This is a genomic window from Shewanella glacialimarina (assembly GCF_020511155.1).
Lineage (GTDB): Bacteria > Pseudomonadota > Gammaproteobacteria > Enterobacterales > Shewanellaceae > Shewanella > Shewanella glacialimarina.
Map to the genome: position 1 here is coordinate 950,567 of NZ_CP041216.1, position 12,378 is coordinate 962,944.

General features: G+C 41.1%; 12 protein-coding genes. 5 read left to right on the top strand and 7 right to left on the bottom strand.

Features of this window, described 5'->3' with window-relative positions:
- The first annotated feature begins 3 nt into the window (after positions 1-3).
- The 4 genes from FJ709_RS04000 to cobO are packed head-to-tail and all read left to right on the top strand — an operon-like array spanning position 4 to position 3,612.
- Positions 4-786, top strand: coding sequence for an adenosylcobinamide-GDP ribazoletransferase (locus tag FJ709_RS04000; RefSeq protein WP_226413659.1), 783 nt, complete (start codon positions 4-6; stop codon positions 784-786).
- A complete protein-coding gene (cobU, locus tag FJ709_RS04005) occupies positions 786-1,358 on the top strand; it encodes a bifunctional adenosylcobinamide kinase/adenosylcobinamide-phosphate guanylyltransferase (protein ID WP_226415838.1) in 573 nt (190 codons plus the stop codon). Before FJ709_RS04000 ends, cobU begins: the two co-directional genes overlap by 1 nt.
- Positions 1,358-2,923, top strand: coding sequence for a cobyric acid synthase (locus FJ709_RS04010; RefSeq protein WP_404830010.1), 1,566 nt, complete (start codon positions 1,358-1,360; stop codon positions 2,921-2,923). Before cobU ends, FJ709_RS04010 begins: the two co-directional genes overlap by 1 nt.
- On the top strand, positions 2,920-3,612 hold the full coding sequence (gene cobO / locus FJ709_RS04015; protein WP_226413661.1) for a cob(I)yrinic acid a,c-diamide adenosyltransferase: 693 nt from the start codon (positions 2,920-2,922) through the stop codon (positions 3,610-3,612). The genes FJ709_RS04010 and cobO overlap by 4 nt, the downstream gene beginning before the upstream one ends.
- 91 nt (positions 3,613-3,703) lie before the next feature.
- Here the strand turns inward: cobO and FJ709_RS04020 are convergent, their stop codons facing one another.
- The 7 genes from FJ709_RS04020 to FJ709_RS04050 all read right to left on the bottom strand — a co-directional run bounded on the left by FJ709_RS04020 (position 3,704) and on the right by FJ709_RS04050 (position 11,039).
- Positions 3,704-5,011: a DUF4339 domain-containing protein gene (locus FJ709_RS04020; protein ID WP_226413663.1), complete on the bottom strand. Its 1,308-nt coding sequence runs from the start codon at positions 5,009-5,011 to the stop codon at positions 3,704-3,706.
- A gap of 67 nt (positions 5,012-5,078) precedes the next feature.
- Positions 5,079-5,504 carry a DUF4339 domain-containing protein gene (locus FJ709_RS04025; protein WP_226413665.1) on the bottom strand — a complete coding sequence of 142 codons (426 nt, stop codon included), beginning with the start codon at positions 5,502-5,504 and terminating at the stop codon, positions 5,079-5,081.
- A gap of 342 nt (positions 5,505-5,846) precedes the next feature.
- Positions 5,847-7,553 (bottom strand): RluA family pseudouridine synthase, encoded by a 1,707-nt coding sequence (locus FJ709_RS04030; protein ID WP_226413667.1) that lies wholly within the window; start codon positions 7,551-7,553, stop codon positions 5,847-5,849.
- A 213-nt stretch (positions 7,554-7,766) separates the two neighbouring features.
- Entirely contained in the window at positions 7,767-8,153 is a 387-nt protein-coding gene (locus FJ709_RS04035; RefSeq protein ID WP_226413669.1) for a VOC family protein, read from the bottom strand.
- A 67-nt stretch (positions 8,154-8,220) separates the two neighbouring features.
- Positions 8,221-9,012, bottom strand: coding sequence for a subclass B1 metallo-beta-lactamase (gene bla / locus FJ709_RS04040; RefSeq protein ID WP_226413671.1), 792 nt, complete (start codon positions 9,010-9,012; stop codon positions 8,221-8,223).
- 72 nt (positions 9,013-9,084) lie between these two features.
- Entirely contained in the window at positions 9,085-10,431 is a 1,347-nt protein-coding gene (locus FJ709_RS04045) for an ABC1 kinase family protein (protein WP_226413673.1), read from the bottom strand.
- Between the two features lie 65 nt (positions 10,432-10,496).
- Positions 10,497-11,039: a hydrolase gene (locus FJ709_RS04050; RefSeq protein ID WP_226413675.1), complete on the bottom strand. Its 543-nt coding sequence runs from the start codon at positions 11,037-11,039 to the stop codon at positions 10,497-10,499.
- Positions 11,040-11,195: 156 nt separating this feature from the next.
- On the opposite strand from FJ709_RS04050, the gene FJ709_RS04055 reads away from it, so the two are divergent.
- Positions 11,196-12,212, top strand: coding sequence for a DUF2235 domain-containing protein (locus tag FJ709_RS04055; RefSeq protein ID WP_226413677.1), 1,017 nt, complete (start codon positions 11,196-11,198; stop codon positions 12,210-12,212).
- Positions 12,213-12,378: the final 166 nt, after the last annotated feature.

The window sequence follows — 12,378 nt, forward strand, 5'->3', positions numbered from 1 at the left end:
AGTATGGCTAATCTATACCGTGGTTTAAGACAATTAAATCTATTTTTTGTAGCATTAAGTTTTTTTACTCGTCTTCCTATCCCATCATGGGTGGTAATTGATGCTGAAAAGCTCAATAAATCTAGCCGATTTTTTGGTGTAGTAGGCTTAGTGATTGGCTTAATCAGTGCCTTGGTATTTTGGCTAGTTCAACTTATTTTACCGGCCAGTATAGCGGTATTAGTGGCCATGGTCGTCGGTGTTATTGCCACCGGTGGCTTCCATGAAGATGGCTTAGCGGACACTGCCGATGGTTTTGGCGGTGGCTGGACGGTTGAAGAAAAACTGCTGATAATGAAAGACTCCCGCTTGGGAAGTTATGGCGCGTTAGCCATTGGTTTAGCGTTATTATTGAAATGGCAGTTATTAGTGGAGCTAGCATTATATAGCCCAATGGCGGCAATTAGTGGTTTTATTGTGGCACATACATTAAGCCGAGTGGTTGCAGCAAGCTTAATATTCAGTGAAAAATATGTCCGAGATGACAGTGGCAAATCTAAGCCTTTAGCAAAGCACCAATCGTTAAATGATTTATTCATTTTGTTAGCCAGTGGTATTTTTGTATTATTGTGGCTAAATGGTTTTGCTGCTTTTGCTTTGTTTATTATTCTCTGGGGAGTACGCTTTTTATTAGGCAGTTTATTTAGAAGCCAAATAGGCGGATACACGGGTGATACCTTAGGTGCCGCGCAACAAGTTAGCGAAATTATATGCTACTTGGTTATTTTGGCGGTTGGTTTAAGTTAGTGATCCATTTAGTACTCGGTGGAGCCAGAAGCGGTAAAAGTCGCTTTGCAGAGCAGCAAGTTGCCAATATTGTTAAGCCGCTACCGCAACATATGGACATCATTTACATTGCAACCGCAACCGCGGATGATGACGAGATGAGTATAAGAATTACTCGTCATCAACAGGATAGACAAGCCAGTCAGTTGTTGTGGCAAACCATTGAAACACCATTGGCACTGGCTGATTGTTTAGGTCAAATTGATAAAGCTGACCAGGTTATTTTAGTTGACTGCTTAACCCTCTATTTAACTAATCATCTATTATCCTTGGCACCAGAGCAATTACAAAACGGCACCCTGTCTAGCTGGCAAATGGAAAAGCAGCAGTTATTGTCGACTTTGCCGCAAATGCAATCTCATATTATATTAGTCAGTAATGAAGTGGGGTCGGGTATTGTGCCTATGGGGGAACTGAGCCGTGAATTTGTCGATCAAGCTGGCTGGCTAAATCAAGCCGTCGCCTCATTGGCTGATAAAGTCAGCTTAGTCGTTGCCGGATTACCTCTTTCATTAAAAGCACCTAAATCGTAATGACTATAGATAGCGCTCAATTCAATACAAGTCATACCCCATCTACTGGCGATATTAAAAATACATTAACAGGGGCTTTGATGGTGCAGGGCACCACATCCGATGCGGGTAAAAGTACTCTAGTTGCTGGTTTGTGCCGTGTTTTTGCCCGTAAACATATTGCTGTTGCCCCCTTCAAACCACAGAATATGGCGTTAAACAGTGCGGTAACCGAAGACGGTGGTGAAATTGGCCGAGCACAAGCGTTGCAAGCCACAGCCTGTTATCTAAAGCCGCATACTGATTTTAATCCCGTATTACTCAAACCTAGCTCTGATACCGGCGCTCAAGTTATTATTCATGGTAAAGCGTTAACCACACTTGAAGCTAAAGCATTTTTTGGACCTGAAAGCCAAGGTTATAAAACCCTAGCATTAACGGCAGTGATGCAATCTTATCGGCGCTTGCAGCAACAGTACTCACTGGTCGTTATTGAAGGCGCTGGCAGTCCCGCTGAAATTAATTTACGCCAGGGTGATATCGCTAATATGGGCTTTGCCGAAGTAGCGGATTGCCCGGTGATAATCATTGCTGATATCGATAAAGGCGGTGTGTTTGCTCACCTTGTGGGTACATTGGCACTGTTGAGCGAATCCGAACAAGCTAGAGTAAAAGGCTTTGTGATTAATCGATTTCGCGGTGATATAGGTTTGCTTCAACCCGGTATTGACTGGTTAGAAAGCTATACTAAAAAACCTGTTTTTGGTGTATTACCTTATTTGCACGACTTACATCTTGATGCTGAAGACGGTTTAGTTGAATCTTCAAACCTAAGCCCCTCACTTACCACGAACAAGCTAATCGTATTGGTGCTAGTTTTTCCGCGGATCAGTAATCATACCGACTTTGATCCATTACGCCTGCATCCTCAGGTTGAGTTTCGCTATATTAGTGTGGCTGATCAGCATAAGGTGTTTCCTGATGCTGATTTGATTATTTTACCTGGCAGTAAGAATGTCCGTGCCGACTTACTTTTTATGCGCCAGCAAGGCTGGGATAAGGCTATTTCTAAGCATTTACGTTACGGTGGAAAGGTTATTGGTATTTGCGGTGGTTATCAAATGCTAGGCCAGCTGATTGATGATCCCCACGGTGTAGAAGATATTGCAGGCAGCATCAAAGGTTTAGCTTTGTTGGATATTAATACTGAATTAACCACACATAAAACCCTTACTCAAGTAAGTGGTTACTTACAATTAGAGCAGCAACAGGTTAGCTTTACAGGCTATGAAATTCATTGTGGTGTATCGAACTTTACCCATAGTGATATTACACATCCTATTAAGATCGGTACTGAAGCGACTCAGTTTGATGGTCAAGTTAGTCAAGATAACTTGATTATGGGCACTTATATCCACGGCTTATTTGATAGTCCAGCAGCTTGCCAGCTACTTTTACAATGGGCCGGTCTTGCACAAGCTGAAGTTATCGACATTAATCACATTCGCGAACAGCAATTAAATCGTCTTGCTGCCATATTAGAAACACATCTTGATTTAGACAAATTAACCGGAGTGATCTCATGACCGAGAAGACAACAGACAACAATACAAACATCGACAGTACTGATGTTGACAGTACTAATCTTGACAATACAAGTCTTGAAAGTACTAAGCTTGATAATCAAAAGGCGGATCGCCATAAAGCACGTCAACAAAAAGTAAAGCTAGGTGTAGACGCTAAAATTGCCGCAGCACAGGAAGAAAAGGGCATTTTATTAGTACTTACCGGTAATGGTAAAGGTAAATCAACTTCTGGCTTTGGCTCTGTTGCACGTGCGGCCGGCCACGGTCACAAAGCCGCGGTAGTGCAATTTATTAAAGGCACTTGGGCATGTGGTGAACGTAATTTGTTAGAAGGTGCAGGGGTTGAGTTCCATGTTATGGGAACCGGCTTTACCTGGGAAACACAAGATAAAGAAAAAGATACTAAAGCGGCTGTAGAAGCCTGGGAATACGCAGAGAAACTACTGCAAGATGAGTCGGTTAATTTATTATTATTGGACGAGTTAACCTACATGGTTAGCTATCATTATATCGAGTTAGAGCGTGTACTCACAGCGTTGAGAAATAGACCTGCTATGCAACATGTGATTATTACTGGGCGTTCTTGTCACCGGGAGATTATCGAGCTTGCTGATACGGTGAGTGAAGTCCAGCCGATTAAGCATGCGTTTAATGCAGGGATTAAAGCTCAGTTAGGATTTGACTATTAATCAATAAAAATGTCGCTGAAAACATGCATTGGCTTCAGCTAAAAAAATGGCCAACTTACGTTAAGTTGGCCATTTTTATTGGTACTTAGTGTTAACGACGTCTTCTACTACGGCGGCGCATACGGCTTTCTTTATCTGCTGCAGTAGGTTCCCCGTCAGTTCCATTTCGTTCTTCATTATCAAGAAAATCGTCATCATGGTCATCATGGTCATCATGGTCATCATCTAGATCATCATTACTGTGGGCTAGAGATACTGGTGATTCCACTTTGACTTCTTGCTTTGGATCAACTTTTTTATCGCCCCTGAACACTGATTTTAAAATACTGGTCACGCCTTGCAATTTTGCAGAGGGCTCAGCTTTTGAACTAGACTTTTCATCAGGTATAGCAGGGCTTGCTTCAAAAACCTTTTCAAGCTTTTGTTCTATATTATTTTTTAGTTCTTCAGAAAATTGAATGTTATCAATTTTCTCTTGCGACTTTTTTGGCGTAATATCATCAATAGATTCCCCCGGCTTCAAGCGTACAGCAACATTGTCCATGCTGGCCGATGGTCGGATAGGCTGAGGGTCTAACGATGCTGTTCTGGGTCTAATTTCAGCAACGTTATCTAGGGTGATTGTTTTACTGATAATAGGATCTACAGGCACTGTTTTTGTTGCAACGGGATCTAATGATAATCCTGAGCTAGCAACAGGGTCTAATGATGCAGACTTGGTTGCTATAGGGTCAAGTGATAACGTTTTAGTAGCGACAGGATCAATAGATGCCGATTTAGTGGCAACTGGATCGATTGATGTTGATTTCGCTGCTACTGATTCAAATGATACGCTTGAGGCAATAATTGATGTGGCAGAAGCATCTGACGTGACTTGAGACGGCGTAGGCACTGAAGCTTGATCTTTTTCTCTTATTTGTAGACGTTTATCAAATTCTGCAGTGACTTCAGCTATTTCAGATTTAGCAATACTGACAGCGTTAACAAGTTCTTCAAAATGGGCTTGATAATCTTCATATCGACTTTCAATGCTGCTGATATTGTTCTTAACTTCATCGCTCAACTTACTTGTAAGACGCTTGTATATGTTTATTTCTTGTTCTAATTCATATAGATAGGTCTTAGAGTATTTAATAGACTCGTCTATTTCGACGAGGTTTTCAGTCAACTCATGTCGCTTAGAGGTAAACTCGTTAATAAGCTCTTTTGGAATTTGAGCTGGTGATTCTGGCTGCGACACTAAACCAGAGAATTCACTGATATGGCTAACCGGCAGCCATTGTGAAAATGCTGGATGCCAGCCATAACAGTTAGGCTGGTCTTGTAAAAACGCAATAGCCTCAACTTCGGTTAATGGCCCTGTTACGTCGCCATCATGTGAAAAAAACCATTTTTTCATAGTCATTATTCTTATTTAGTCGTTATCAACAGTGATTAGGAGTTTTCGCAAATATGATTTGGAATCATTACTTAGTTGCGACGCCAGCAAGAGTTCTTTGTAAAGCCTCATACTGTTCATTAACACTTCGGATTGTTGTTTTAACTTCTTGATTTAAATTCTGGGTTATCGTTTTCGTCTTATTAGTATCACGATCAAAATCAGCGAGTGAAGCGCTAAGAGACTTTATCGTAGTTTCAATTCGACTTAGTGCGGTATTAAGCTCTTGTTCTTTTTCTATAAAACGCTCAATCAACTTTTTTGGGATCGCTTGAGGCGGAGGTGGTGGTGTGATTACTATATCAAACTCATCGACATGACTGACTGGTATCCATTGGGCATAAGAAGGATGCCAAGCATAAGTGTCTGGGTTTTTTTCGATAAACTTGTTTGAGTCCGACAAGCCTAGAGGCCCGCTAACTTCACCATTATGTGAGAAATACCATTCTTTCATAGTTCCACTTTTATCCTTAACAGTGCTTGAGCTTATAGTAATTTTTATAATTAATCAGGGGTGTAGTCTACAACTATAGTCACGTTTCTGCGGCAACGTCACTTGGTTTGTCATGTTTTTTGGGCTAACAGCGTCAACGACAAGTAGAAGTCACAATTAGCACCTATATATTTTGTTACAATAACCTATATTTTTTAACATGACTACTGTTTATCAAGGATCGATCTTGTTAAATGTGTAATGTCTATTTGACGCAAACTTAACACTGCTGCAGTGTTAAGCCTTTTTTTAGTGCTGATAAAATAGTCTAATTATTTTTACCTAGCGGGTCTTTGATGTCGATCATTCAAAGTCAGCAAAAGTATTAAATTCGATCCACGCATTGCTGGTTGGGTGGTTAAAGCCGATAAATGCTGCGTGCAGATGCAACCTGTTTTGCTGTATACCATATAAGTCATCTCCCACAATGGGTAATCCTAAGCCTAAGTGGTGGGCGCAATGCATTCTAAGTTGATGAGTGCGTCCTGTTTTTGGATATAAGTGTAAAAGGGTGCGGGCACCTTTGTGCTTATATACCTCCCAATAGGTTTCGGCTTGCTTACCGTGTTCATAACATACTAATTGCTTGGGGCGATCATTTAAGTCGACTCTAAGCGGTAAGTTTATTGTGCCATTTTGACCCTTAGGTTTACCGTCAACTAATGCAATATAGCGTTTGATTACTGTGCGGTTAATAAACTGTTGTTGTAATGCTTTGTTAGCGTCTTTGGTTAGTGCTATTACCATTAGTCCTGAAGTCGACATATCAAGACGATGTACTATAAGTGGACCAGTGGCTTGGGGAAATAATTGTTTCATTCTGGTTTGTACTGAGTCGGTTACATTTTTTCCTGCCACAGAGAGCATCTCAGCGGGTTTATTGATAATAGCTAAGTCTTTATCTTGATAGACTATTTCAATGTGCTTATTGACTGCTGTATTCACAAGTAATGGATCAGGGTCGACGGTCATACCTTTAAGCATATGTGCCAATATAGGACGGCATTTACTGTGGCAGGCTGGGTAGAAGTTTTTATGCTGCTTTATTTCTGATTTAGGTGATGAACCCCACCAAAACTCAGCCATGGCGATAGGGGTTAACTGGTGCTGAAACGCATACTGTAATAATTTAGGTGCGGCACATTCACCGGCACCAGCAGGAGAAAGATGATTCGGGGCATCGTGAAATATTGTGTTTAAATCTTTGCTTTCTGCTAACACATTTAAAAATTGGTACTGATTAAACAGTTTCTTTTGCAGTTGATTAGAAAGCTGCTTGCGCTGCTTTTTTAATTGGTTTATTTGCTGTTGTCGTGTGTCAACCTGTTGCTGGGTTTGGTCAACCTTGATTGCCCAACGTTGTTTTAACTCAGCAAGCTTAGATTTTTGTTGCACACTCTGGCGACTAAGCTCAATTGACAATGATATGAATGCTTCAGCTGTCATGTTATTTTGCGCTAAGGCTAAATCAGCTTGCTCACGCTGATCTTTTCTATGCTTACGGCTTTCAATAATGACTGATCGCAGCTGTGCGAGATCATTTTCTGCTTGCTGCTGTTGTTCTGCTAAAAGGTCAACTAGCCTAGTTAATTGGGGATCAGCTTCATGCTGAATAATGAGTTGATTAATATCATTGATTTGTTTATTTTCAACACTAAAAAAGCTGTCTTTAGTTAACATGTCAAACACAGGCGGTACAAAGGGTGGCAAAATATTTTGATCTGCTAGCTTGCCTGAAAATGCCGCTAAAAACCCCAGTTTGTCCTGTTGATCTTTTACAACTAGTACCCCAAACATTTTGCCTATGACCATACCACGATCGTTTTCAGGATCTAAGCCAAAGTTATGTCGCCAAGGGTTTGTGTCTAACAAGTCTTGTTGTAACTGCTCTGCAGCCTGTATGCATAGGGTGTGGGGTTGATAATAAAACGGAAAAGTAAACGACTCCGGTAAGCTGTGTTCTGCAATACTGTCATTGAAAAGAATAAAACAGGGGTCGTTAACAGCCATTAGACACTCTTACAATACAAAAGGGTGGCTATTTTACCTTGTAGTGGATTGTGATGCATCCATAAGTGCTATTACTTTAAGCGGTGTTTTCAAGCATGAAGGCTCAATAGGTCTTAGCGTAATTCAGAGGTGTTGGATTAATAATTGTTTTTTTATGAAAAAATGGGCGCGGTATAAATACTTCGCCCATTCAGTGGTGATTGCATGCACCGATTATTTCTTAGCAACTCTGTGCAGTGCACACAGTTTATTACCATCTGGATCGCGTAAATAGGCTAGGTACAATTCAAAGCCAGGACCTTGGCGTAGACCTGGCGCTTCTTCACAAGCGGTACCACCACTTTTAACACCCATAGCTTCCCATGCATTAGCAGCGGCTGGGGTTTTAGCGGCAAAACCAATAGTCGTGCCGTTACCATGACAAGCAGGCTCGCCGTTAATCGGCTTAGTCAATGCAAAAATACCTGTAGGGGTGAAGTAAAAGCAGCGGCCTTTATCATCTATGACACCTGGTTCGTGGCCTAAAGTCGCTAAAATTGCGTCGTAAAACTTTTTCGACTTTTCAATATCATTAACGCCGATCATGATGTGACTAAACATGGTGACTCTCCTTGTATGAACTCATTGAGTTCGATTAATAGACGGTTTTTTGCTCAATTCAGTAAGGTTATTGTGTACGATTATACTGTTCTATTAGATCAATGGTATGTCTGAGCAATGAGGCATCGCCACTTGCACCATGGCCCGGAATAACGAGGTTAATGTTAGGGAACTGTTGGTTTACTTTATTAATCGTTGTCGGCCATGCCTGCATATCGGCTTCGCCAATATAGCCCATGGTTTTTGAGCCGAGTGATTTTATCAAACAACCGCCGAATAGCATTTGCTGTTTTGGCAACCACACCACGAGGTTATCTTTAGTATGCCCAGCACCTAAGTCATACACCTCAATAAGATCAGACTTTGCAGTGTAACTATTACCTTCAAAAGCCATGCTTGCTTGAGGTTTATTAGTTACAGCTAAAATATCTTGGGTACGGTCAGAGACAATAGTCTGAACGCCATGGTTATTTAAATACCCTATACCACCGGCGCGATCTTGATGTGAATGGGTCGAAATGCTGGAAACAGGCGTGAAACCTTGCTTTGTTATCCATTCAAGTAACAATGCCGTATCGCTGACTGTCCATGGTGTATCTATAATGTAAGCTTGTTTATCTTGCACCACGACAAGCCCATTGGCTTCGACTAAACCAAATTCAGTGACATTTAAATATGAATGATGCAGATAAACGCCATCGGCAATTTCTGAAATTGCAAACTCACCTGGTTGGCTGGTGCTGTTTGATCTAGTTTGGGTAACCGTTTCTGTATTAATCGAATGTGCCTGGCTTGATGCGGTAACGAATACACTGAGTAAGCACGCACAGAACAAGCCGATTTTAAAGCCGTTATCCATAGTTTTTCCAAGATAATATTTGATGTTGGTTGAGCATTAACAGCATGCTCTTAAAAAGTAGATAACGGCATGTTACACCGATTTTTCGATATCATTAGTTTGATGAACAGAAAATAATGCCTGCACGTTAACCTTGGCTTTAATCTTCGCCGCCAACAAATAAATGCCTGCCAATTTACGATGAATAAAAATAGCATCCATTGGTGGCGTGTGCCATTCATCTTGTTGTGTGCTCATTGCTCTAGCTGCATCGGTGACTCTTTTAGCTAATCGGCTTTGGGCAAAATCATATTCGCCATTGTGCCTTAAGGGTTCGCATGCCTGATGAAAAATATCGACAATGAGTGCTTTTTGTTCAGCAGAAATATTGTCTTGGAAGAAACCGATTTGTAATGCAGCCTCAGTGATTAATGCCATATCACTGGTCATTGCGCCCTGCATCAGTAATTTATAACCCTGTGATAAAGAATTTGATATTGGTCGCGTGGCCCCAAAGTCAAGCAGTATTATGCAACCTGTATCTGATTGGTACTGAAAATTACCAAAGTTAGGATCGGTTTGAACAAGCTTAAAAGTAAATAACTCATCAAGAAACAACTGTAATAACCTGGTGGCTACACTATCACGGGTTTGTTGATCTAATGACGCTATGGATTCGATTGACTGGCCTTCAACAAACTCCATACATAAAATACTGTTGTTACTCAGTGCAGGGTAAACTTTTGGCACAATAAAGTGGGCTTGGTGTTCAACCCATTGCTTATATTGAATCAGTAATGCCGCTTCGTGGAGATAATCAGCCTCATGGTGTAGTTGCTGTTTAGCCTGGGAAAGGAGCTCGTCAAGTTTGACGTTATTTGGCACTAATCCTGACATTTTTAATAGTGACGCGACATTATCAATGTCGCTATCAATACTGTCTTTAATACCCGGATATTGAACTTTTACCGCCAACTTCTCCCCTGTGGCTAAGTAAGCAAGATGCACTTGACCGATTGATGCTGCTGCAAATGGGCGTAACTCAAATTGACCCAAAGCATCTAACCAATTCTCTCCCCAGTGAGACTTCAATACGCCGATAAGTTGTTTATGGGGCATGTAGTTAGCGTTAGAACGCAACTTGGCCAGTACGTCAGTTAACTCTGGTGGCAATAGCTCGCCTGCATCCATCGATAGCATTTGGCCGACTTTCATCGCTGCACCACGTAATTGCGCCAGTTTGTCTGCTATATGGCCAATATTCGTTGGGGTCATAACCAGCTGTTTTAGCTGCGGTGATTGACCCTGGCTGTATTGTTTAACCCCTTCTTTAATTATGTTGCCAGCTAAACGAGTGGCTAACCCGCCAAATGCCGAAAAACGTGCAACTCGGCTACTGGGTACTTTAGCGGCTTTTTGAGTATCAGATGGCTTGTTCATAGAGGCTACAATCGACTACCAGTAATGAAAGATAATCAAATAATACGCCAATAAAGCGGTTAAGATCATTTAATCAATTTTAATAAGGCTTTAAATCTATCGCCTTCAGCCTGATGTTGTAGTTCAAAGAGTAATGACTCTACATTGGTCAGCTGCGCACCAAGATTAAGCATCATTTGAATACCTAATACTTTATTATCTGTGGTGCGCGATGACATAGCATCAGCCACTAGATGGACATCAAAGTCATGTTGAAGCAGGTCTTTGCATGTTTGATAAACACAAACATGGGTTTCAATACCGCACAAAATAACCTGCTTACGGCCTTTTTTGGCAAGTAAAATTTGCACTTGTTTTGACTGCCAGCCACTAAAGTGTTGTTTTGCAATAGGTTGGCATAAGGGTGATAACAATTCAGCTAATTCTGGTGAGGTTGTGCCGAGCTTATCGGGTAATTGTTCTAACCAAATAATTGGCATATCGAAAAGAGCTACCCCTTTAATTAACGTGGTTAAATGATGGTGCAGTTGAGCGGAGTGTTGCATCACTTGAGCAAGTTTTCCTTGTACATCAACGACCATGAGTACGCAATCTGCTGGATTTATCATAATTTAGTCCAATTAAGTGTAAGTGATAAGAATAACTTAGCGATAAGATAACGACCTAAGCATTATATTTTATTATGGTAGTAGATTGTTTTTTAGACAAGTTTCCAATAGAGCCTTAGTCTATAGCTTTGTCAAACCTTAAAAGGATGTTAGCCAATGAAAAAAAGGATCGTAGTGTGCGCCGACGGCACTTGGAACCGGCCTGAGCTCGATGTTGAACAAGATCATGCCACCAACGTGCTTAAATTTGCCCGCGCCATTGACCCGATAGCGAGTGATGGTAAGCCACAACAGGTATTTTATGATTGGGGCATTGGCGCTTACCATGACGTGTTAATTGGCGGGGCAACTGGTCGAGGGTTACATAAAAACATTGTCGATGGTTATCGCTATATTGTGCAAAATTACTCCCCAGGGGATGAAATCTGGTTATTTGGTTTTAGCCGTGGTGCATATACGGTTCGCTGTTTATCGGGATTAATCAATAATTGCGGCATCATCAAACGGCCCGATGCTAAGTATATTCAAAAAGCGTTTGATCATTATAAAACCCAAGATGATAAATATGCTCCAGACGGTATTAAGTCAGTCGAATTTAGAGATAAATATTCTCATTCAACACGTGATGTCGCTTTTGTGGGTGTTTGGGATACAGTCGGTGCTATGGGGATCCCTTTTTCATTTCTAGGCTTGTTTGAAGATAAAGATGAATTTTTTGATACCAAAATAGGTGGCAATGTTAAAGTAGCCCGACATGCATTGGCAATCGATGAACATCGACAAGATTTTACCCCAACGATTTGGTCATCAAAAGACAGTGTTGATATTGAACAGGTGTGGTTTGCGGGGTCGCACAGTAATGTGGGCGGCAGTTATCCTGCAGATGATGATGGCACTCGGCTATCTGATATTCCGTTACAATGGATGATGCAGCAAGCTCAGTTAAATGGGCTGAGTATTGAACATCATTTACTTGATGGTATCGTGCTCAATCCGCTGGCTAAATTGGTTAATTCTAGACGCAAATTTTATCGACTAAAGACAAAATCGCTGCGAACGATTAACGATGTAGGCGCAGCACAAGTTCACTCGTCAGTTAAAGCGCGCTGGCAACAAGATGACAGTTATCGCCCTGAAAACCTGCTTGAATATGCAAAGCTGCACGGTTGGTAATAAACTTAATATGACTATTATTCTTAGCTATTAACCATTTTAATAACGATTACTAATCAGTATCACTTAAGCCAAATTAATTTAAAAATGAACGCTACACTCGAAAGGACACTCGTTTGCCATACTTCATACTTACTCGCTTTTTATTATTTCCTATTATTACAGT